At 65.6% G+C, this 22646-nt stretch carries 19 protein-coding genes; 12 read left to right on the top strand and 7 right to left on the bottom strand.

What is annotated here, in order from left to right:
- Positions 1-758: 758 nt before the first annotated feature.
- Positions 759-974: a hypothetical protein gene (locus tag MFF01_RS15155; protein WP_238226739.1), complete on the bottom strand. Its 216-nt coding sequence runs from the start codon at positions 972-974 to the stop codon at positions 759-761.
- Positions 975-1400: 426 nt separating this feature from the next.
- On the opposite strand from MFF01_RS15155, the gene MFF01_RS15150 reads away from it, so the two are divergent.
- From MFF01_RS15150 to MFF01_RS15135, 4 genes are all read left to right on the top strand, one after another.
- Positions 1401-2537, top strand: coding sequence for a S1C family serine protease (locus tag MFF01_RS15150; protein ID WP_238226738.1), 1137 nt, complete (start codon positions 1401-1403; stop codon positions 2535-2537).
- Positions 2538-2620: 83 nt separating this feature from the next.
- Positions 2621-3502 (top strand): LbetaH domain-containing protein, encoded by an 882-nt coding sequence (locus tag MFF01_RS15145; protein ID WP_238226736.1) that lies wholly within the window; start codon positions 2621-2623, stop codon positions 3500-3502.
- Between the two features lie 103 nt (positions 3503-3605).
- The gene (locus MFF01_RS15140) at positions 3606-3866 is read left to right on the top strand and encodes a hypothetical protein (RefSeq protein ID WP_238226734.1); all 261 of its coding nucleotides are present in this window, start codon (positions 3606-3608) and stop codon (positions 3864-3866) included.
- On the top strand, positions 3863-4402 hold the full coding sequence (locus MFF01_RS15135; protein ID WP_238226732.1) for a DnaJ domain-containing protein: 540 nt from the start codon (positions 3863-3865) through the stop codon (positions 4400-4402). The genes MFF01_RS15140 and MFF01_RS15135 overlap by 4 nt, the downstream gene beginning before the upstream one ends.
- Before the next feature lie 130 nt (positions 4403-4532).
- On the opposite strand, the gene MFF01_RS15130 is transcribed toward MFF01_RS15135, so the two are convergent.
- Entirely contained in the window at positions 4533-6029 is a 1497-nt protein-coding gene (locus tag MFF01_RS15130) for an SPOR domain-containing protein (protein WP_373319771.1), read from the bottom strand.
- Positions 6030-6300: 271 nt separating this feature from the next.
- On the opposite strand from MFF01_RS15130, the gene MFF01_RS15125 reads away from it, so the two are divergent.
- Both MFF01_RS15125 and MFF01_RS15120 read left to right on the top strand, forming a co-directional pair.
- Positions 6301-6615, top strand: a complete 315-nt coding sequence (locus tag MFF01_RS15125) for a phasin family protein (RefSeq protein WP_238226728.1) — start codon at positions 6301-6303, stop codon at positions 6613-6615.
- Positions 6616-7201: 586 nt separating this feature from the next.
- The gene (locus MFF01_RS15120) at positions 7202-8599 is read left to right on the top strand and encodes a TAXI family TRAP transporter solute-binding subunit (protein WP_373319770.1); all 1398 of its coding nucleotides are present in this window, start codon (positions 7202-7204) and stop codon (positions 8597-8599) included.
- A gap of 203 nt (positions 8600-8802) precedes the next feature.
- Here MFF01_RS15120 and MFF01_RS15115 read toward each other — a convergent pair whose 3' ends face one another.
- The 4 genes from MFF01_RS15115 to MFF01_RS15100 all read right to left on the bottom strand — a co-directional run bounded on the left by MFF01_RS15115 (position 8803) and on the right by MFF01_RS15100 (position 12925).
- Positions 8803-10230 carry a hypothetical protein gene (locus MFF01_RS15115; protein WP_238226724.1) on the bottom strand — a complete coding sequence of 476 codons (1428 nt, stop codon included), beginning with the start codon at positions 10228-10230 and terminating at the stop codon, positions 8803-8805.
- Between the two features lie 300 nt (positions 10231-10530).
- Positions 10531-10836, bottom strand: coding sequence for a hypothetical protein (locus MFF01_RS15110; protein WP_238226721.1), 306 nt, complete (start codon positions 10834-10836; stop codon positions 10531-10533).
- Between the two features lie 250 nt (positions 10837-11086).
- Entirely contained in the window at positions 11087-11686 is a 600-nt protein-coding gene (locus MFF01_RS15105; protein WP_238226719.1) for a TetR/AcrR family transcriptional regulator, read from the bottom strand.
- A gap of 168 nt (positions 11687-11854) precedes the next feature.
- Positions 11855-12925: a glycosyltransferase gene (locus MFF01_RS15100; protein ID WP_238226911.1), complete on the bottom strand. Its 1071-nt coding sequence runs from the start codon at positions 12923-12925 to the stop codon at positions 11855-11857.
- Between the two features lie 458 nt (positions 12926-13383).
- On the opposite strand from MFF01_RS15100, the gene MFF01_RS15095 reads away from it, so the two are divergent.
- The 6 genes from MFF01_RS15095 (at position 13384) to MFF01_RS15070 (ending at position 19975) form a co-directional block, all read left to right on the top strand.
- Entirely contained in the window at positions 13384-14076 is a 693-nt protein-coding gene (locus MFF01_RS15095; protein WP_238226718.1) for a sugar transferase, read from the top strand.
- 268 nt (positions 14077-14344) lie between these two features.
- The gene (locus tag MFF01_RS15090) at positions 14345-15190 is read left to right on the top strand and encodes a glycosyltransferase family 4 protein (protein ID WP_283207197.1); all 846 of its coding nucleotides are present in this window, start codon (positions 14345-14347) and stop codon (positions 15188-15190) included.
- Positions 15190-16410 carry a glycosyltransferase family 4 protein gene (locus MFF01_RS15085; RefSeq protein ID WP_306421604.1) on the top strand — a complete coding sequence of 407 codons (1221 nt, stop codon included), beginning with the start codon at positions 15190-15192 and terminating at the stop codon, positions 16408-16410. Before MFF01_RS15090 ends, MFF01_RS15085 begins: the two co-directional genes overlap by 1 nt.
- 1 nt (position 16411) lies before the next feature.
- Positions 16412-17398, top strand: a complete 987-nt coding sequence (locus MFF01_RS15080; protein ID WP_238226716.1) for a glycosyltransferase family 2 protein — start codon at positions 16412-16414, stop codon at positions 17396-17398.
- Positions 17395-19041, top strand: a complete 1647-nt coding sequence (locus tag MFF01_RS15075; RefSeq protein WP_238226714.1) for a tyrosine-protein kinase domain-containing protein — start codon at positions 17395-17397, stop codon at positions 19039-19041. Before MFF01_RS15080 ends, MFF01_RS15075 begins: the two co-directional genes overlap by 4 nt.
- 184 nt (positions 19042-19225) lie before the next feature.
- The gene (locus MFF01_RS15070; RefSeq protein WP_238226713.1) at positions 19226-19975 is read left to right on the top strand and encodes a thioesterase domain-containing protein; all 750 of its coding nucleotides are present in this window, start codon (positions 19226-19228) and stop codon (positions 19973-19975) included.
- Here the strand turns inward: MFF01_RS15070 and MFF01_RS15065 are convergent.
- Positions 19952-22630, bottom strand: a complete 2679-nt coding sequence (locus tag MFF01_RS15065; protein WP_306421603.1) for a GMC oxidoreductase — start codon at positions 22628-22630, stop codon at positions 19952-19954. The two genes, MFF01_RS15070 and MFF01_RS15065, sit on opposite strands and share 24 nt — an antisense overlap.
- Positions 22631-22646 lie beyond the last annotated feature (16 nt).

Below are 22646 nucleotides of genomic sequence, written 5' to 3'. Positions count from 1 at the left end.
CGGAGAGCGACGTTTGGCGCGGTTTGCCCTTGTGTTTTGTGCGGCGCACACTAGATTGTGCCTTGCGGGAGCGCGATGGCGTCGCGGTCCCGTTGCCCTTTTGGGGCGTTTCCTCCCTAGACTTCGGGCCGCTCTTCGGAGCGGCCTTTTTTCTGCGCTACGCTGCCCTCTCGGGGGAACGGCAGGGCGCGCGATCAAGTCGGGGCCACCGGCGCGGATCCTTCGGTTCATCCGAGGCCGTGTCTTGCGCATGTAGGGATTGTGGTCCCGTCCATCGGGGCGACAGAGCGGTTCGATGCTGGCTCGTCACTGATGCTGCCGCCACCGCCGGAGTCGCCGCGTTGCCGAGACGGCATGTGAATCAGGATCGGGACGATCGACGCGCAGCCGGATCGAAGTCTTTCCGGACGTGAGCCGGCCGCTCCCTGGAAAGACGCGCCGTTCGGCCGTCACAGAGGACGCACGCTGGCCGAAACCGCCGTGCTCCGGTTTAAGGGCTTTTGAGTAGTAATTCGGGATCTGGCGCGATCAACCGCGATGACTACTCTTGGCGGGCGTCCGCCTCGCAGACCTGTCCCTCAGCAAATCCGATATCGCGGACCGTCCGAACAGGCGCCGGTTCTCAATCCGGATCGGCGGGCCTATCGATCCTCGCCCCATCCGGTCCCGTCACCCTCGTGAGCCGGCCCCGGGAAACCCGGCGGTCGGCTCAAGGGGAAGCCCGGCCCATCGTTAGGGCCGGAGTCGTCTCGGAAGGCTCAGTTCAGGTAGGTACGGATCCAGTTCGGAGAAAGGATCTCGCCCTCCTCGGTGATGATCCACGGCTGCTTGGCGGGGTCCGTGAGGGCACCGGCGGCAGCCTTGATGGCCTCGCGCAGGGTGTCATAACGCTCCGGCTGGGCCACGGGGGCCGAGACGGGGGCGGTCCGCCAGATGGTCAGGTCGGCGGGACGTTCGAGGGCTTCGGTTTCCATGGGTCCTTTTCCTTGATCGAGAGGGGCGCTCCCCGCGATGCCGGCAGTCCGGTCCACACCTGATAGGCGCATGAACCTGAACGGCCGCAACGGGACAATCGCCGGGAATGGAAGCATCACTGGGGCGGCCCTGCGCTTAATTCGGACGCAATCCCGAAGGTCGCTCCGATCCAGTGCAGGAGCAGACCGATGATACGCACATCGTTCTGCCGCGAGCTGCTTTGGTGGTGCCGCTTTGTCGTGTAACGGGTCTTCTCTTCGTTCGTCCTATAGGCAGGATGTAGCCTCGGCCGTGGGATTGAACGGTGTGCTGACGCACCCGCAGCCTGTCCCGCCCTTGACCTCAGTTGACGGCAGAAGAGTCACCGAGGGGTTAATGCCGCAGCGCAGCAAACGATTTATCCCACTGTGTTGAAGAGGATGGCGATGCGGGACCGATTCGTACGGATCACCGTTGGAGCGGCGCTGCTCCTGCTGGGGCTCCTGGTGGCGCAGCCCTACGTGACGGCATTCCTGTTCGCCGCACGCACCCCACGGGCAATCACGGCTCGGGGAGAACTGGCACCCGCCGAGGCCTCCACCGTCGCCCTGTTCGCCCGGGCCAGCGCCTCGGTGGTTCACGTCTTCGTGCAGGCCGCAGCCCAGAATCGCGGTCTGTTCGGCGCGGACAGCGAAGAGGGCGGCGAGCAGGACGGCGGTGGATCGCAGACGGGAACGGGGTTCGTCTGGGACGCGGCAGGCCACATCGTCACCAACAATCACGTGGTGGCCGCCGCCGCGCAGGGCGGCAGCTCCGTCTCCGTGCGCCTCGCCTCCGGGGCGGTGGTTCCGGCGCGAATCGTCGGCACGGCCCCGAACTACGACCTCGCCGTGCTGCAACTCGGCCGCACCGCGCCGCCGCCACCCCTTGCCATCGGCACCTCGGCCGATCTGAAGGTCGGTCAGTCGACCTACGCCATCGGCAACCCGTTCGGCCTTGACCACACCCTCACCACGGGGGTGGTCAGCGCCCTCCAGCGCCGTCTGCCGACGGCCGAGGGACGCGAACTCTCGGGCGTCATTCAGACCGATGCGGCGATCAATCCAGGCAATTCCGGCGGCCCGCTCCTCGACTCGGCCGGCCGGCTCATCGGCGTCAACACGGCGATCTTCTCGCCCTCGGGGGCGAGTGCCGGCATTGGATTCGCCATCCCCGTCGACGTGGTCAATCGCGTCGTGCCCGAACTCATCCGCAACGGGCGCACCCGCAATCCCGGGATCGGCATCATCGCTGGTCAGGAATCCGTCGCCGCGCGACTGGGCATCGACGGCGTCGTGGTGGTGCGGGTGCTGCGTGGCTCTCCCGCCGCGCAAGCCGGCCTGCGCGGCGTCGATCCGCAGGCCGGGACCCTCGGCGACATCATCGTGGCCGCTGGCGACCGCCCCGTCCACCGCCTCGCCGACCTCACCGCTGCCATGGCGGAGGCGGGCGTCGATGCGGCCCTGGAGTTGACCGTGGAGCGCGACGGACGCACCCGTCGGGTCCGCGTCACGACGACGGATGTGGCGGACGCACGGCCGTGAGCGACCGTCCCCGACGCAGGTCGCGAAACCCCGGACACGGGCGGTGTCCCGACCAAGCCGCCCGAAAGTGGAGGGGATGAGCCATGCATCTGTCCAGGGACACATACTACAACTTCGATCTCGGGCCGACATTCGACCGTCTGATCGGCGAATTGTACTACCCCTACGAGATCGAGGTTCGGATGCGGAACTCGATCTTCCTGTTCGGTCGGTTCTCCGTCGGCCTCATCGGGCGCCCGGTGCTGTTGGCCGAGCAGCCGCGATCGCCGACGATCCTGTTCCGCTCCGGGGCCTTCTGTGAAGCTCACCCCTCGAGCAAGATCATCGTCGGTGGCGAACATCGGGTTTCGAGTGTGTCGCACAATTCGGCCGGGGTGTACGGCAAGCTGTTCTCGCATCTGTTCTCCGAGGAACAGAAGGAGTCCCTGAAGAACGAGGCTTTGGGCGTCACGCTCGGCGACGGTGTCATCCTCTCGGCCGACACCACCGTCGTCGATGGGGTCCGGATCGCCGAGGGTGCCGTGCTCGCCGCAGGCGCGGTCGCGGTCGGTGCCTGCGAGGCGTTCGGCCTCTATGGCGGCGTGCCGGCACGGTGGCTCAAGCAGCGCCTGTCCCCGCGGCAGATCGAGATCGCGACCCAATTCGATCTCGCGAAGGTCCGGGGACACTACTTGCCCGCCACCGCCGGGATCCTGCGGGACCTCGAACACGGCGATCTTTCCATCGACGCTGCGCGTGGGATGGTGGATTACATGGACGCCGTTCCGAGGATCGTCATGGCGGGCACGAGGGGGGCGAACAACGAAATCGTCCTCGGCGGCATCGAGGCCTTCCGCGTCGGTGAGCGGACGATCACCGATCCCGCGCACGAGGGGACGCTCCGGGCGTATTTCGATCAGGCTCGCGGCCCGCGCGGGACGATCCAATGGTCACCCGACATCTTTCATGCCATCGGGATCGCTTAGAGCATCGTCCCGACAGCTGGCTTCCGACTATCGGGTAAAGACGATGCTCGAGCGTTTCGCGCCGGACGCGTCACGAACGATCCACGACCCACACGAGGGACCGATGCGTCTCGCCCTTGGATTCCCGACCCTCCTCGTCCTTCTCCTGACGCCCGCCGTGCAGGCGGGGGAGGGGGCTCGCGCACGCGCTGCCCGGCTCCCCTGTCCGCAGGACGCCCCCGAGGGCGTGCGCCTGCCCGACCGGCCGGACTGCGCCGGGCGCCTCTCGCCACCGGCGCGGGGGGACGACGGCTTTCGCGAGATCGGCGGCGTGCGCCTGCGCATCGGTGGCCGGGTGAGCGCCGAATACGGCGTTGCCCGATGACGCTCCTGCTCGCCGGCTTCGGATTGCTGCTGCTGTGGTGGCTCGGCCGCAACGCCCTGCGACGCTCGCCGGCGCGCACGGCCCGCCTGCTGCGGCGGATCGGTGGCTATGGCGCCCTCGCGGCGGCTGGCCTGGTCCTCGTCCGGGGCCGCCCCGAACTCGGAGTGATCCTGGTTCTGGCCGGCCTCTGGCTCCTCGAAGGGGGCACGGGCCTGCGGCGCCGCTGGCGCGCTTTCACGAATTGGGTCCGGGGGAGGGGGCGCCTACAGGCGGATGTGCACAGCCGGCCGGCCGGCGGGCGTGAAGACGCTGAGCCGGATGCCGACCCGCGGCCGCGCCGTCCGGCGGACCCAGGGACGATGACGCAGGAGCAGGCCTATGAGATCCTGGGGCTTGAGCGCGGGGCGTCCCTCGAGCGCGTCCGCATGGCTCACCGGACTTTGATGAAGCGGCTCCACCCCGACCAGGGGGGGACGGCCGAGCAGGCGGCGCGCGTCAACGCGGCCCGGGACAGGCTGACGAACCGACATCGCTGATACTCCACGCGCGTGCCAGAGGGGGGAATTTACGAGACAACGTCGTTCACCGGCACGACGGACCGACCGCGCGGAGCGGTGCGGCGTCGCGCGGAGCGAGGGCCGATCCGTACGGGATCGGCCGATCCGGTCAGCTTCGGGTAGCGAAGCAGGAGAAGCCGCTGCGCTTCAGGGCGTTGCAGGCATCTTGCGCAGCATCCTGCTCGGAGAAGCCCGAGAAACGCGCGCGGTAGAGGGTCGCCCCGCCATGCTCGACCTTCACCGTGTAGGGAGCGGCACGGGCCAGGGAGCCGCCAGCGCGGTTGCGGGCCTCGGCCAGCATCGATTTCGCCTTGTCCTCGTCGTCCATGGCGCCGAGCTGGATCACCCAGGCAGTGGGCGTCGCCTTGGCGCCCGACACCGTCTTGGGGGCGGATTCAGTGCGTGCGCCGTCGACGGAGGCGAGGCGGGCGGGGCTCTTCGTGGCCATCGGGAACGGGGCGGCGGGTGCCGCCGGGGCGTAGGCCTGAGCGCTGGCGGGCAGGCGACCCTTGGCGCCGGCGCTGCCGGGGGTGGTGGTTGCCCGGTTCGGGGAGATGTCGAGGGGCTGCGCCGTGGACGCCGTGGTCTCGATCTCCTCATCGTCGGCCGACGCCACCTGGGTGCGGGTGCGCGATGCGCCGTCCGCCACCACGGCGGGACGGGCGCGCTCGGCGACCTCGACGGTCGCCGGCGTCTGGCGGTTGCCCGCGTAGGCGCGGGGCAGGTTGGCCCGCACGAGGTCGGCCATGATCTTGTCGCGGCTCGCACCGGACTTGCCGCCGAGCACGATGGCGACGATCTGGCGGTCGTCGAGGCGGGCCGCCGTCATGAGGTTGAAGCCGGAATCGCGGGTGTAGCCCGTCTTGATGCCGTCGACGCCCTGGACGTTGCCGAGGAGGCGGTTGTGATTGCCGATGACCCGGCCGCGGAAGGCGAAGGAGCGGGTCTGGAAGTAGCGATAATAGCGTGGAAAGCGGTCCTGGATGGCGCGGGCCAGTACCGTAAGGTCGCGCGCCGTGGTGATCTGATCGGAGTCCGGCAGGCCCGACGCATTGGCGTAGTTCGTCCGGCTCATGCCGAGGGCCTTGGCCTTGGCGGTCATCATCTCGGCAAAGCGCGCTTCGGAGCCGCCGGCGATGTTCTCGCCAATGGCGCAGGCGACGTCGTTGGCCGACTTCGTCACGATCGCCTTGATGGCGTCCTCGACGGAGATGGTCGAGCCGGGGCGCAGGCCGAGCTTCGATGGCGCCTGCGCGGCGGCGTAAGGCGAAATGGTGAGGGGGGATTCTAGTGTGTAACGACCGCGCTCCAGCTGCTCGAACAGCATGTAGAGGGTCATCACTTTGGTGATGGAGGCGGGGTGGCGGAGGGAATCCTCGTTCACCGCGTGAAGGGTCTTGCCCGTCTTCACGTCGACGACCATCGCCGCGTAGGGTGGGTTGTAGCCGCCCCCGCCGCGATGATTCACCCGGCGCTTGGCCTCGGCCGGCGACGCAAGGGCAGTCAGCACCGCCGCCGCGGCGATTAGGGCGGGCAGGGAATGCTTCGCGCTCGGGCGCGACACTCGTACCAAGTCGTCCACCACGCGGTTGGGTACGCTACGCATCATGCTCACCGCTTCGGCAAACACGGCATGGCCGGTTTGCACTGCAACATGGGGACAGGTGTGGCGCTGCCGCCGTCAACCCGAAACATCTGTCAATCAGGCTAGGCGCACGCAGTTACAGCCGGGTTAATGAGGCGCACGGGATTTGATCGGTTATATTGCAGTGCGGTGCGTTCTTGACCGCAGTTGTTGCATCGCACAAATAGGAATCTGCGCTACGCGCAAGTCGTTTCGATCGTCCAGGAAGAGCCCGGTAGGGCAGGGGCAGACCATGATCACGATGACCAAGGCGTTCGACAAAACCTTCCCCCGCGCCTCCGGCGGCGGGAGCGGCCTCGAGACCACGATGAGGGCCATCTCGGCCGCCGCCAGGACGAACCAGACCGCTTGTATCGAATGGGCGGATTTCGCGCGCCAGTCCTATGCCGAGGGAACGGCCACCTTCAGGAAGCTCGCGGCCGCTCGCACCCCCCTGGCCGCTCTCGAGATCGAGATCGCCTATCTCAAGAACTCCAGCGAACGCTTGATGGCCCAGGCGCGGATTCTGGGAGACCTCTATGCAGGTCTTGTCATCAGCAAGGTATAGAAGCGACCGTTCAGTCGGGATCGGCTGCGGGTGCAGGCTGCGCGGGAGGTGCAGTCCCTCCGATCAGCTGTGTGCCTCTGCCGAGCCTTCGCACGAAGAAAAGGTCGGCGGCAGTGTGAATGAGGCCTGGGCCGAGGCGCATGGGGCGTCCGCGTCCTTTCAAACCAAAGATCGCGGCCGCTGCGACAGGCGCTGGGCCGGTAGGGCGCCGTCGCGATCCAGCACGTCGGTGACCTGCGGCGCGAGGCCGAGGGACGTCCATTCCTATCGACAAGGGTCTGACGTTTGCCGGCCTCGTCGCGGCGCGGGCCGCCGCTTTCCGTAGTTTCGACGCTTCGGCTGCCGCGCACCGCAGCCATTGACGCAGCGTCCGATCCGACCCGCACGCAGTTGGCCATGGTGGTGTGATGGTCGATCCTGGCACGCAGGCTCGCGTTCCGCGCGTGAGGAAGCCGAGGGTGGTTGAGTCAGGCGGTCCTCCCCCATCCGATACGGTGACGTTGTCTTGGACGCGCTATGCTGGCAAGGCCCACTTCATCGCGACAGGCGTTCTCGACGGACGTGCGCGAGGGGATGGAGAGCCTGCGTGGCTAGGATGAAGCTCCCCGCCCGGCGGCAGGATTGGCTGTTGCTGGGCTTGGCGTGCGTACTCGTTTTCGTGTCCATCGCGACCTACCAGCTGACGCGTCCGACGACGCTCACCGTCGCGGTAGCCCCGAAAGGCGGAAGCGAGCCTGCCCTGCTGCAGGCCTATGCGGATGAGCTGATGCGAAGAAAGCTCGGGATCCGGCTGAAGGTCGTGCCCTTCGACGGCGTTCGGGAGAGCGCGGAGGCTCTGAAGGCCGGCAAGGCCGATCTAGCCGTCGTTCGACCCGACGTCGCGATGCCTGGAAATGCCCTGACGCTTGCCGTCCTGCGTGAACTCGCGGTCTTCGTCGCGGCGCCCTCCGACGCGGGCATCAAGGGCTTCTCGGACTTGTCCGGCAAACGCCTCGGCATGCTGGCGAGCCGCACCGCCGACCGTACACTGGTCGGCACTCTCGCCGTCCATCATGACCTGGAACTCACGGAGTCCCCAGGGCAGATCGTGTCGAAGAAGGCCGTAACCCTCGTGGCCCTCGATGAAGCCGACATCGGCGCCGCCCTGCGCGATCGTCGGATCGACGCGCTGGTGATGATCACCACGCCGACCTCTCCCATCGCCAAACGACTTGTCTTCCTCATCAAGGACGAGAGCGCCGACAACGAAATCGCCTTCTTCGGGGTGGCCGATGCGACGGCTTTCCTGGCCCGCTGGCCGCGCCTTCAAGCGGTCACGCTTCCATCTGGGCTGTTTGGCGGCAACCCCCGCCTTCCCGCCGAGGACGTGGCAACCGTGGGATCGTCCTACCGCCTGATGGCCCGGGCCGACCTGTCGCGCAGCCTTGCCGCAGAGGTGACGCAGCATCTGTTCGAGATGCGCAGCGCCTTGGCCGATCGGGTGCCCGCAGCCGATGCCATTACGAGTCCGGCCTACGAAGACACCGCCGACGCCACGAGCGCGCACCTCCCCATTCATCCGGGGGCGATCGACTATTACGAGCGTGAGCAGGAGACCTTCATCGAGCGCTACGAGAGCTGGATCTACCTCGTCGCCATCCTGGGTGGCGGTGTCGGGTCGACGATAGCTTGGTTGCGCCAACGGCTCGGCCGCATCCGACGGGAGCGGATCGAAGTCGCGACGAGCCGCCTTCTCGAACTGCGTGCGGCGGCCTGTCGGGAAACCGATCGCGATCGTCTGGAGGCGATGGCGGCCGAGGTGGACGATCTGGCTGCCAGCATCGCGCGACAAGCTCTGAATCGACCGACCGAACTCCGAATGCTCGGAGCAGCCAACGTGGCCATCGACGCGACGCGCTCGACGGTGAGGCGGGTGAGCAACCTAAAGGAAAGGCCGGGAGACACCGGGCCCCCCGCTGCGCCGAGACCTCCTCCACCTGTGTAAGTCTCGTGTGGGCGGCTTGGCATTCCCCGGATAGGTAGATTTCGAGACCGCTCTCGCACAGTTCTCCCCGGCCCCGGGGCCAAAGCGATCCGCTCGTTCATGACGCGGGTGGGAGGCATGGCGTCCATCCTCCTTCAGGGTTCAGAGGGCCCATGAACTTGCGCTCAGCGCGGACCCGTTTGCTGGGGCAGGGTCAACGCGGTTCAGCGGGATGATGAGCTTGGATTTCTGTCCGGGGACAGGTCACAGGCCCACTCCTCCCTCGCCGACGATCGGTCGCCTGCAGCGCAGGCCAGACCGGCGAAGACGAAGAACGGAAGACCAAGATCGACGAGGGCCCCCGAGACCGTGGCGGCGATCAGAATTCCCCCGCAGGCGATTCTTGCCGCGCTGCGCCCGTACGTCTTGTCATCCCCCTGCCGAGCTTGCTGAAAAGGTCGGAAGATCTGGAGTAGGATCATGGTGAAACACAGGAGACCGATGACGCCGAGATTCGACAGCACGGCCAATAGGAAGCTCGATGCCCTGATGCTCCCCAGTCCGCCACCCATGCCAGATGTGTCGACGAAGTTCTGAAACGCGGTCTGATTCCATTGCGCCCGCTCCAGTCCGGACTGACTCGCGGACTTTCCGACAATCGCAACATCGAGAAAATCGAGAATCGCCTGTGAGGCGGGGGGCGTCAGCGCGATGCCTAAACCAAGCAGCAGCGTCGCCAGGGGAGCGAGCGCCAGAAATACGAACGTCGTGGCCGGGGCGCGTCCTCGAGACACACGAAGAAGCGAGCTGGCATAAAGCACTGCCACGAGCAGGGGGGTCGCAACGTAGGCCGTGGTCGAGGTCGAGAACGCTAGGAGCATAAGCGATGCGAGGCTCAGCGTCCCGGTCAACCAGGGCTGGTAGCCTAAAAGCCAGAGCTGCGCCGTAAACCCGAGCGATCCGACAGTGGCGTAAGAGAACGCGGAGGTTTCCGTGAAGGAGCCGACGATCCGCCGAAGACCGCCCGTCGTCTCCTCAAGGTGAAGCTGATAGTCGGCGTTCCGAATGAAATCGAGGAGGAAGCCCGTGCCCGTCAGACCCGTCGCCAGATCGATGCCCGCGAGGATGATGTTGACACCGGCATAAACCAGCAATGCCCTCAAGACGCGGACAAAGCCGCGAGGCCTTGCGGCATAGGTCAGGACCGCCAAAAAGCAGACGATGTCCGCAATGAGATAGATGGATTGCGTTATGTTGCCCGAGGTAGGCCCGAGGGGTACCAGGACGACGGAGGGGCCGTGTTCGGTCGCGCCGATGGCGTTTACCCCCGTCGCACCTGCAAAGAGGCGTGGCAGCAGAAATGCGCCCGCGATCCCGTAGGCCGCGAGGGCGCAGAACCAGAACCCTTCGCGTGGAAAGGTCAGGCTGCGCAGGACCGGACCGAAACGATTCGGACTTGCAAAGACGGCAATGGCGAAGAACCCCAGCATCAAGTGAGCGGGCTGAATCGTTCCCGATCCGCCGAGCAGGATGGCGGCCGCTGCTCCGAGGAGGGTCAGAGGAATGAACGCGCCGAGCGCGAAGTCCGGCCCCCGGAAGAGGGCAATCAGACCGAGCAGCATCGTCACGGCCCCGATCGGCTCGATGCTCATCCGATACGGCTTTCCCTTCGAGTTTGGGCTGTCGCGCGCTTATGACGGAAGCGTCGAAGATTCATCGCAATTCGTAATCCGCGCATGGGGAACCGTGCCCCCGGAATGGCTCGCGAACACCCTGCGTTGAGAAACGAATATGAATCTCTGTCTTGGCCGACCGTCTTGCGCCAATCCGGGATCCATCTCGGCGTCGAGGACTTCGAGAAGCTGGATCGGTCGACCTCTTCCGCGGAATGCCTCGTTGCGAAATGCATTCGCAAGAGCGGGCCAGGGGCGGGCCACGAAGGAAAGCGACGCTTACTTGCGCCCGGAGCGTAGACGTTTGACCGCCTCGGCACGATTCGGCGGCCACCAGCGTCGATGGGTGCGCCAAACCGGCTCACAGAAGGCGGCCGCAATCAGGCCGAGCCCGTAGCCGATTTGGCAAGCAAACCAGATGCTCGACGCCGCCATCACGGTCTCGCCCATCGAACGACCGGACGCGAGCGAAAGTCCTGCGCCGATGACGACGGAGACCGTCAAGCTGGCGGCGAACGGGAGAAAGGAAATGACGAAGGCGATTAGGAAGCCGACGCAGAATGCACCAGCGCAAATCTGGGTCATGAGGCGCTCCAGCCCGCTCCATGGTCCCGATTAGGACGATGGTCTCTGCACGTTCGCACGATGCGACATCCACCCGATCGACGTGCAACCGGTCTGCGAGACTGGCACCTTCTTCGTGAACGAAACGATATCGTCTTGCTGCGTCGCCGCCGATTCTGTCAGAGATTCGTCCGATTGAACAGATGGGTGAGCTCAGGGCTGAGAATTCTCCGACGGGACACCCCGCGGCGTTCGAAATGCCAGACATCATTCAGGCAATCGATGCTGCTCTCGCGGGGCTTCGCCTCGCCGAAAATCGCGGATAGCTCGAGAGGTTCAGAACGCCATGTGAGAAGAGGTCCAAGACAAGCGGGCGATAGGCCCGGACATTCGCGGACACCGTATCGTCCACGAGATCCGGGCCACGCTGTCGCGGGGGGAGACGTCCGAGGCATTCACAGACACTCCACAACATCGCGTGGACAGTTTCGACAGTCTGTTCCGGGGGGGCATTGATCGGGATGATCTGCTTGATCAAACCATAGACTTCGTTTCTACAAGATTGTATAGCGCTCAGATTCTCCCTTTTTCTAAGCCTTTTGGATGATATGATATAATAATACAATGCAAACCCGCTTTTCTCATGAAAGGCGAGATAAATTGAAACGATTTCCTGAAATTTTATTGTATCTGTTGATGGTGAGTTTAATGTTGATGTGATATTGGTCACGAGTTCTGTGACGAACGGATACGCTGCCGCTTCGAGTAGGGTCCACTTGTCCGGAAAGTAATAGTTGATCAAGGCCGGCGTGACGCCCACGATCTCAGCGATCTCGCGGCGCTGAATGTCCATCCTCGGACGCAGATTCATGATCTTCCGCGACTGCTCGATCAACTTGTCCCGCCCGACTTCACGCTCGCTCTGCCTCGGGCGTCCACGGAGGCGATTCAAATCATGAGACGCACTGGTCATCAAGTTGCCTTTGTTTGACTTGACGGACTTTCGAATATGCTAAATGCGAATTAGAATGGTCGATGTTCATTCGATATATTGATTGTGGTGCTCAAATGATTGGGCGATGAAGTCACGCATTTCGCTGATGAAGCGGTCAATCCCGTATTGTCGCGCATGCGAAACGGCGATCTCGGATGAGAAAGAAAGCCGGCTGCAGCGATCCACGGCCTCGAGAAGGGCATCGACGGTCTGCTCCATGAAGAACGTCCCGGTGACGCCGTCGATCACGGTTTCGGTTGCGCCGCCTCGGCCGAAAGCGACGACCGGGCGACCGCTTGCCATTGCCTCTAGCGGAACGATGCCGAAGTCTTCCTCGCCGGGGAAAATCAAGGCTTTTGCCCGGGCATAGTGATGCTGGAGCGCAGCGAAAGGTTGCGAGCCGAGTATCTGGACGGTCGGACCCGCGAGCGCACGAAGCTCATCGAGCATCTCTCCGCCGCCAATGACGATGAGCTTGAGACCGGCACGATTGAAAGCTTCAACAGCGAGTTCCGGGCGCTTGTAGCGGACCAGTTCACCGACCATGAGGTGATAATCGCCCAGCTCTTCGGGCGGCACGGGAGCGAAGGCGGCCGTATCGACGGGGGGATGGATCACCGTCGCGTCGCGCCGATAATAACTGCGTAGGCGCTGGGCGACGGTGCGCGAATTCGCCACGAAGTCGTGAACGCGATTGGCCGAAACCGCGTCCCATGTCCGGATGTAGTGCGACAGGGGCGGCATGAGCCAGCGTGTCAGCGGCCCGCTACGCTCACGGTAATCATGGAACATGTTCCACACGTACCGCATCGGGGAGTGACAATAGCAGATGTGTAGAGCCCCCGCTGGCGGAATCACCCCCTTGGCCGGACCCGATTCACTGCTGATCACGAGATCGTAACCACGCAGATCAAGTTGTTCCAAAGCCATCGGCATCAGCGGCAGATACGATTTGTAGGCGCGTGCCGCTCGCGGCAGTGATCCGATGAACGACGTCGTGACACGATGAGCACGGATCGTCGGCGACATCGCGCCTGGGACGTAGACATGGGTGAAGATGTCCGCCTGGGGATAAAGTTGGCAAAGGGCTTCCACGACCTTTTCTCCGCCCCGCATCCCGACCAGCCAGTAATGGACGATCGCGACGCGTGGCTCCTTCTGACCTCGCGACTGCGAAATGATGGATCCACCGCGACCCGGATTCGACGTGCCGGAGGTGGATCGGCAGGCGGAGTCGGCTTGGTCATGAGAGTGAGACGAGTCGAAATAGGCCGTCATTTCCTGACCTTTAATCACGCTTCTGTGAGTTGAGCGGCATCGATCGTCAATTGATTGGTCCAGGGCATCGCGCGAACGTCCTATGTTAGGCGCCTGCGACATGCGTCTGTCCTAGCCCTGCCAGCTGCGAGTGCTATCGGTCGCCATATGAACACCGTGGTGTGCAAATTAGTCGATATTAATTTCTAAAATAATCTGGAAAACCGTCTTTTATTTGCGTTAATGATTGGTTAACGATCCCATACCGCAGTGCAGTGAGCATCCGCTTAGCTTGGCCCGGAGAGGGGGATCTCGTCATGATCAGCAATCCGAGCCCGCAGTCATTTGTTACGATGACGCGTCGCGTGACTGGCGTAACAGCGGAACGGTATCGCCAGGATACTCAGGATCGTCTGAAGCGCGGTTTCGACATCACCTTGGCGACGGCGATCATCCTTGCATTCCTTCCCCTGTTGGCGATCATTCTCGCGGCCCTTCTTGTCCAGGGACGCCCGTTCCTCATTCGACATCAACGTGTGGGACGTCGGGGGCAGCTCTTTCCATGTCTGAAGTTTCGCACGATGGTGATCAATGCCGATGCGAAGCTTCAGGAGCACCTCGCCGCCAATGCTGAAGCACGGGCCGAGTGGGAAGCGACCCGTAAGCTAAAGGTCGATCCGCGTGTGACGGCGTTCGGGCAGGTTTTGCGCAAGAGCAGCCTGGATGAACTTCCGCAACTCATCAATGTCCTGCGCGGTGAGATGAGCCTCGTCGGACCGCGCCCCATCGTATCGGCCGAAGTCCGGCACTACGGCAGTTCCATGAGCTTCTACGAACAGGTCCGTCCCGGCATGACCGGCGTCTGGCAGATCAGTGGTCGGAACGACACCTCGTACGCTCAGAGGGTCGCCCTCGACTGCGAGTATGTCGCGACGCGCAGTTTCCGGGGCGACCTCACCATCCTTCTGCGGACGTTGCCGGCGGTTCTGGCCGCTAGAGGCAGCTATTGAGCGGCCGTCGACGGGCTTGGGCCGCCGAGACCCTGTCATGAGAGGAAGTCCCAGCGGTTACGCCATCAACGGGCGCTTCCTCTCCCAGGCTCTGACCGGTGTCCAACGTTATGCTCACGAGGTTGTGGGCGCTCTGGACCGAAATCTTGCGGCCTCGCGTCGACGCTGCACCCTCATCGCACCGCCGAGGCCCTGTTCCATACCGCGGTTGCGGGCCATCGAGATCCGTTCGACCTCGGCCCTCGGTGGTCATGCATGGGAGCAGACGATGCTGCCGATGGCTTGGCGTGGTCCCCTGCTCAACTTGTGCAACACGGCTCCCGTTCTCGGCACCTCTCAGGTGGTCTGCATCCACGACGCCAACGTGTTCAGGATGCCGAGGAGCTATAGCTGGTGCTTTCGCGCTCTGTACCGCACTCTGCAACCCATCATCGTCCGGCGGGCGGTTCGGATCGCGACCGTCTCGCACGATGCCGCGCGGCAACTGGCGCAACACTTACCCGTTGCTTTGCGCGACGTGGAGATCCTGCCGAACGGACACGAGCACGCCCTTCGGTGGGACGCGGCCGCCGCCCAGGTCTTTCGTGAGACACCGCAGACACGGCCCTTCGTCCTCGTCCTCGGAAGTCAGGCCCGGCACAAGAACATCGGTCTGGTCTTCGGCCTCGCCGAGCATCTCGATGCCATCGGAGTCGATCTTCTCGTCGCGGGGGGCGATGGCAGCATCTTCACGGGGACCGAGACTGTTCGGGCGGCTAACATCCGGATGCTCGGACGGGTCTCGGACGACGACCTCGCCCTGCTGTTCGCGCGGGCGCTTTGCTTGGCCTTTCCCTCCTTGACGGAAGGGTTCGGCCTCCCGGTTCTTGAGGCGATGGCGCTCGGATGCCCGGTCGTTTCCTCTGACCGCAGCAGCCTGCCGGAGATTTGCGGCGAGGCTGCGCTGATGGCGTCTCCTGAGGATCCTGGCGCCTGGCTCCGGCACCTCACCGCCCTCGCGGGCTCGTCCGCCCTGCGCGAAGACCTCCGTGGGCGGGGCCGGATCCAGGCCGCCCGGTATTCCTGGGACGAGACAGCCGCCGGCTACGCCGATCTCTGCGGGGACTTGTCCTGATGGCGGGCGATCTTTCGGTGCCGGAGCGGATGCGGATCCTGCACGTCCTGAACCACACCCAGCGGCTCAACGGCAATGTCCATGCCGCCATCGATCTGGCCTGTGCCCAGGCCCGGCTCGGCCATTCCGTGACCCTGTGCAGCGGCGGTGGAAGCTTCGACGATCTCCTCCGCGCGCATCGTATCGACGTGGTCCGCGTCGATCAGAGGCGCCGCCCTCTCACCATCCTGCGCGCCGCCTTCGCCCTCGATCGGCACATTCGCTCCGCCGACATCGTTCACGCCCACATGATGACGAGTGCCCTTCTGGCGTGGCCGGGCTGTCTCCTGAGGGGCGTGTCCCTCGTCACCACGGTACACAACGCCTTCGAGCGCAGCGCCATCGCGATGGGAGTCGGGCGGCGCGTGATCGCCGTCAGCGCGGCCGTCGGCCGGTCCATGGCCCAACGCGGAATCTCCGTCCGGCGCCTGCGCGTCGTCCTCAACGGAACCATCGGTTCCCCGCGCGTGGACCTGGAGCCGGGCCAGCCGTCCGCCGCTCCCCGCGCTACGCCGATCCCCCCGGCGGTGGAGACGTCCACGGGCCGGACCGCAGACATCCCCGGCTCGACGGGCCCGAGACTCCTGTTCATCGGCGGTCTCCATCCGCGCAAGGGCGTCACGGATCTCCTCGTCGCGTTCGAACGCGTTCATGCCGTCGATTCCCGCAGTCGCCTCACCCTCGTGGGGGAAGGACCCTACGAAGCCGCCTACAGGGAGCAGGCCGCCCGTATGACCTGCGCGTCGGCGGTGACGTTCGCCGGCGGTCAGTCGGATCCCCGACCCTTTCTCGCGGCCGCCGATGTCTTCGTTCTCCCGTCGCTTGCCGATCCGGCTCCCCTCGTTCTCTCGGAAGCCCGCGCGGCGGGCTGCGCCGTCGTCGCCACGGCGGTGGATGGGATCCCGGAGCTGCTCGAGAACGGCCGCGCTGGCATCCTGGTGCCACCGAGCGATCCCGCGCGGCTGGGGCACGCGCTTCTCTCGCTGATTAAGGACCCGAGCGAACTCGCCCTGTGGCGGCGCAGGAGCCAGTACAACATCGAGCACCTCGGTATCGATCGTGTCGTCCGCGAGACCCTGGCGGTCTACGCCGAATGCTTGCGGCCGATCGTGAGGCGGCCGCCCCTCGCCCCCGTCGCGCAGGGGCGCACCCGTACGGCCGCCGGAGAATGGAGAGATTGACATGGCAAGTTCCGCGAATGCTGCCGTCGCGGTCTTGACCGCCGGCCAGGCAAAGGGTGCGGACCACGACACCCATGCCATGGGGTATGCCGCCGGCAGCCCAGCCAAGGAAAAGCGCCCCCTCGAAGCCTGCCTCATCTACGCCACCTATGGGCGCCCCGAGACCCTGTCCCAAACCTATCAAGCCATCGGGCGGCAGACGGTGCGTCCGAACTCCGTCATCGTCTCCTGCGTTCGGCAGGGCGATGCGGGGACCCTCGTGGGGCGCGACGAAGTCCGGGTCGTCATCGGCGACAAGGGGTCGTGCCGACAACGCAATCTCGGCCTCTCTGTCATCCCCGCCACCACCGACGTCGTCGTCTTCTTCGACGACGACTTCGTCCCCCATCCGCGGTGGATCGAGGCGGTCCTGTCGGTGTTCGACGCACGCCCCGAGGTGGGCGCCGTGACGGGACATCTCCTGGCGGACGACATCAAGGGGCCGGGCCTGTCCGTCGAAGAGGCCTTCCGTCGGGTCGAGGCTGCGCCGGCCGGCGACCCCTCCTGGATGGTCGAGCCCTACAGTCCCTATGGCTGCAACATGGCCTTCCGCCGTTCGATGATCGAGGGGATGACCTTCGACGAGCGTCTCGTCCTCTACGGTTGGCTCGAGGACCGGGATTTCGGCGCTGCGATCGCGAAACGCGGGGCCCGCACCGTCAAGGTCGGCGCCGCCCTTGGCGTGCACATGGGAATCAAGCGTGGCCGTACGTCGGGCGTTCAGCTCGGCTACTCGCAGGTCGTCAACCCGGTCTATCTCAACCGGAAGGGAACGATGCGCGCAGGGCTCGTGGGTCGACACATCTTCGGCAACGTCGCGAGCAACCTCGTTCGGGCGTTGCGACCGGAGCCCTTCATCGACCGTGCGGGGCGGCTTCGCGGCAACCTGATGGGTTTTCTCGATCTCGCGCGCGGCCGGATCACTCCGGAAAAGGCAGCAACCCTGTGACGATCGAACCGCCTCGAACCTGGCCGCGATCCGTTTCGCCTCCTTCCGGGCTCGAACAGACCGCTGCCCCGCCGGACGCTCGCTCGACGCCCTCCTTCGATCTCGGGGAGGTCGCCGGAGCGGTCTGGCGTCGGCGCCTGCCCCTGGGCCTCTGGCTCGTCCTGTGCCTTGCCCTCTCGGGCTGGTATCTCAAGGTCGCGCCGATCACCTACACGGCGGCCACCATGGTGATCCTCGAGCCGCGACAGGCACTTGGACCTTCGCCATCGACATCGCAGACTGTCGTGGCGCCATCCCTCGACGTGGCGCAGGCCGAAAGTCAGATCCAGGTTATCCGCTCCGAACGCATCCTGGCGAGCGTGTTCGATGTCCTCAACTTGCAGGAGGCACCGGAGCTCGCGGGAAGCGGCCCCGGCATCCGCGAGCGGCTGACGACGGCCCTCGGACTTGGCGATCCTGTCTCCGTGAATGTCGGCGACGCGCGAGCGCGCGCCTTCCAAGCGTTCACCGATCGGGTGGGCGTCCGGCGCCTCGGACAGTCCTACGTCCTCGAAGTTTCGTACCAGGCCGCCAGTCCGGAGCAGGCCGCGCGCGTCGCCAACGCGACCGCCGTGCAATACATCAAGGCTCAGATCGACGTGAAGGCGGCGGCGGCGCTGCAGGGCACCGAGTATCTGCGCGGACGTATCATCAATATCGATGCCGAGCAGCGCGCCGCGTCCGAAGGGGTTCGGGAGGGCCGGATTCCCGACATGCTGTTTTCGGACGCCGATGCCCGCATCATCGGCGCAGCCCTGCGTCCGCTCAGTAAGTCGTCGCCCAAAAGCGGCCTGATCGTCGCTTTCGCCCTCACGTTCGGCTTGGTGACCGGTCTCCTAGCCGTTGCCGTCCGCCATGCATTGGACCGGACGCTCAACACCCGACGCCAGGTCAGAGCGACCCTGGGCGTCGAGTGCCTCGGTGTACTGCCGAGGGTGGGTCGAGGCCGGGACCTCAAGCGCAATGGTCTCCTGCCCCTGGCGCATCTGGCGATGGATCAGCCGAATTCGCCTTTCGCCTCCGGCATGAGGAGCATCCGCACCGGCATCCTGCTGGCGATGCCCAACCGGAAACAGGTGATCGGCATCGTGTCCTGGGCGCACGGCGAAGGCCGCAGTACCGTGGCGATCAATCTGGCCTATCTCCTGTCCGTTCCGAGCGATACCGTCGAGCTCGTCGATGCCGACCTGCACAATCCGACGCTGACCGCCGTCCTCACTCCCCAGGCATCCGCCGGTTTGAACGAGGTGCTCCTCGACGGACCGGGTTCCCCGGACAACGTTTCGCTCTCGCTCTCTCCGGTCCTCGGTTTCATTCCGGCGGTGAGGGCGATGCAGGATGCCGATCCCAATCTCAATCTCGGTTCCGAGCGGATGCGGACACTGCTCGGGCGCCTGTGCGCAACCCGTAACGTCGTGCTCGATCTCCCCCCCCTCGCCGCAGGCTCGGATGCCCGTGCTCTCAGCCCGCATCTCGACGGGATCGTGCTGGTCATCGAGGCGGGTCGCACGACGATCGAGGAAGCCGCCGAGGCGGTGCGGCTTCTACAAGCCTCACAGGGGCGTGTCATCGGCGTGATCCTCAACAAGGCACGGCGCGTGTAGCGATCCCGCATCCTCGGTGGTGAAGTGCCGGCTTGTCCGAACGTCCGGCCGGGTTCGTTCCAAGGCAGCATCGGCCGAAGCTCCACCGTCACCGTGCCATCCGGCGGAGACGCTGATCCAGAGAATCGAGTCAGGGGCCGTGCTCACAGACGGCCGAGACCGAGGGGGTACGATCGTGCGTCCAATGCGTGTGCTGCTGTTCCCCGGCATTACCGGCGAGGACCGCCTCTTCGCGGACACCATGGCTCTGGCATTTCCGCACGACGAGACCGAGACCGTCCGCTATCCTGGCATCATCGCCCCGTCCGTCGAGCTGATGGATCTCTCGACCGCGGCGGACAGAATCGCCTCCCGGATCACGGCCGCCGCCGCGCCCGAGCCCATGCTTCTCGTCGGCTACAGCTATGGTGGCAATCTGGCCTTCGAGGTCGCCCACCGGCTGATCGCGCGGGGTGGCAGGATAACGCGGCTGATCCTCGTCGATCCCGCCCTGCCGAACACCGCTTTCCGGCTCCATGGCAACGAGCCCGCTCAAGACCTCGCCGGCGAACCGGTCCCGTCCGGCCTGTACGCCGTGCGTCCCGTCCGCATCGCCCTGTCCTTGGTCGGCTTTCTGCTGCCGAGCCGGCTGCGCAGGAAACTGACGCGACGGATTCTCTACGACCTCCGCGTACACGCCCGACGCAGGTGGGTGCCTCAGCCGATCGCCGCCCCAGTGCTCCATATCGTGTCCGCGCAGCTGGCGCCGGCCGTGTCCGAGGGATGGATGCGGCTGTGCCCGCTGATCCGCCAGGTGGTGGTCCCCGACAGCCACATCGATATCCTGCGCCTGCCCGGACGAACGGACGTCGCCAACGTGATCCGGATGGAATTGGACGCCCTAGGTGTGGACTGTCTTGAGGCTCCGGCCTTACTCGACAGTGCTGGGTTTTGACGCAAAGGGCTCCGCGCGCGCTGGCCGATGCAACGTCGCCTCGTCACGGAGCGCCGCGAGGGCGGCCGCATGCGCGTGGGCCATACCGAAGCGAAACCGATATCCCGCCGCGAGCAGGCGCTCGTTGGGAAAGCGCATCCGCCAGCCGGGATGACGAAGCGGAGAGCGCCGGAACCGCAGGAAGTCGCGCAGCCAGTCGACGATCCACGGCACCGCCGGGACCCGGAAACGCCGGTCACCGCTCGCCGCGAAGGCTTTTCGCAGGAAATCGGCGTGGGTCGGCTCGCCGAAATCGTCCTCGGAGAGGTTGAAGGTCTCCACGCTGCCGGGGGCGCCGGCACCCGCGAGGGCCCGCGCCATCGACCAGATGATCGCATCGGAGACATCGCCGACATAGACGTGGTGCGCGTGCCGATGCGCCGTCAAGGCCCGTTTGACCCGGCTCCATTCCCGGATCTCGATGATCTGGGCGACGCTGACGACGACCGCCGGGCGCAGTACGACGTAGCGGACGGACCGGGCTGCCCGTCGCAAGGCGCCTTCGCCTCCGAGCTTGGTCCGTCCGTAGGCCCGTGTCTGATCGACGGCCCAGTATTCGGTGGGCACGTCCCGATCGGCGGTCAGTACCGGTGAGTCCTCGGCGGCCGTCCGCTCGACACCGCTGCCGTAGACCGCGACGGAACTCGTGTAACAGAATGCCGTCACGCCGGCCCTTTCGGCTGCAGCGGCGAGGAGACCGGTGGCCGTGACGTTCGCCATCTCCATGCGCGTTGGTTCGGCCATCTCCGCAGCGATATGCAGAACCGCCTGGCAATCTTTCACGAGGTCATCGTAATCGCCGGCCTCCTGCAGGTCGAAGCGCCGCCACGCGATGGTGTCGTCCTCGGTCCGCGAGCCGGGCGGGACCTTCGAGGTCGTCGCACGGACTCGGTAGCCGCGTTCGATCAGATCGGCGACGACCACACGCCCGATCCGCCCCGTCGCTCCCGTGACCAGGACGCGGGGCGCGGTGGCGCGTGCCGGCGATAACCGCGAGTCCGTCAGCACTGGGGTGTCGCTCCGTCGCTCGGCCTCGCCTTTCAGATGATCGGCGAGCCGAATCGCGAGGGCGACGATCATCTGTGTCGGGTTGCAGTGGCTCGCCGTCGGAAACACCGAACTGCCGGCCACATACAGACCCTCGATGCTGTGGACGCGGCAATTCGCGTCCACCACGCCGTTCGTGGGGGATTCCGCCATGCGGGTGGTTCCGGTCGGATGGGCCACATCCCTGAACGTCGCCGGCATGTCGCCTCCCTCGCGGACCCAATCGGCGAGGATGGGAGCCGGAAGCGCCATGCGGGCGGATTCGTCCGCGACGAGCCGAGCCAGCCGGCGCAGGGAACGCGATTCATCCGGGTGGACGCGCCAATCGATCTGCGGCAGCCGGACACCGAAACGGTCCTCCCGCTCCGACAGGCCGACACGACTGTCGCGATCGGGCCTCTGCTCGCACATGCCGTCGAGGGTCAGGGCCGCGTATCTGCGCGGCACGCCGTTGCGCGCGACGAAGTAATCCGCGAGACCACGGACGACGAGCCTGGCATGGGTTGCGACGATGCCCAGATCGGCCATCGATCGCGGTTCTCCTCCACGGAGGCGGCGCAGGGCATTCCAGGGATCGTCCGCCGCGACATCCTCGCCGAGCCAGACGGCCGCATTGAGCAAGCCTTCGGATCGCTGAAGCTCCGGGCTGAGGCGCAGGCCAGCACGGAACAGGTGGCCGCGGACGTTGTAGCGTCCCAGTCGCCTCTGAAGCCGCGCGGCATCGGCGATGCTGAACGTGGCGACCGAGCCGCGCAGGTGATCCATGAAATAGCGTCCGACGAGGTCGCGATCGTTGCCGAGGCCGCCCGGCACGATCGCGTTCGACGTGAGCAGGAGCCTGGGATTCTCGATGCCTCCCGAACACAGGACGACGGTCCGGGCACGAAGCGTCCTTCGCTGTCCGTCCGGTCCGGCGAAGACGACCGACCGTACCGCCCGGCCTGACGGAACCGGGTCGACCCGTAGAACCGTCGCACCGGTGATCACCGTGATGTTGACACCGACCTGATCCGTCAGATGGCGCCCGAAACGCATGTATTCATAGAGATATGTCTCGGCCGTGTCGCGACTGTACTGCCAGAGGGCCGGCTGGAGCAGACGCGCATCCGGCATCGGCCCCGGCACCTCGCGCCGTGATGCGGCCCAGAACCGTGCATCGCTCGGCCAGCGTCCCGCGGCGAGGCCGAGATGGGCGGCGCTGCGGTCGAGGTAGACGTCGAGGTCCGCGATCGACATGGGCCAGCCCGAACCCGGAACCCAGGATCGTTTCTCCAGATCCTCGGCGTCGAAGGGGGCGCAACGGCCACCCCAGGTATGAGAACTCCCACCGAGGATGCGGTTGCGCACCGCCCATTGGTCGGGCGTGCGCGGATAGCCGATATTCTCGACGGCGTTCAGGGCATCTGCGGCCTCGCTACGTGCCGTGGTGCCGCTCTCGAGGAGCACGACCCTCAGGCGCGTTCCGGACAACTCGCGCGCGAGGGTGCTGCCCGCCGGACCCGAGCCGACGAGGCAGACGTCGCAATCGGCGGGAACCGAAGGGGCGTCGCCATTGTGCAAATCCAGCATCGGCATGTCACCGGTC

The organism is Methylobacterium adhaesivum, from assembly GCF_022179065.1.
GTDB lineage: Bacteria > Pseudomonadota > Alphaproteobacteria > Rhizobiales > Beijerinckiaceae > Methylobacterium > Methylobacterium adhaesivum.
Note: the sequence above shows the minus strand (reverse complement) of the source record. Positions and strands in the feature narration are given on the sequence as shown.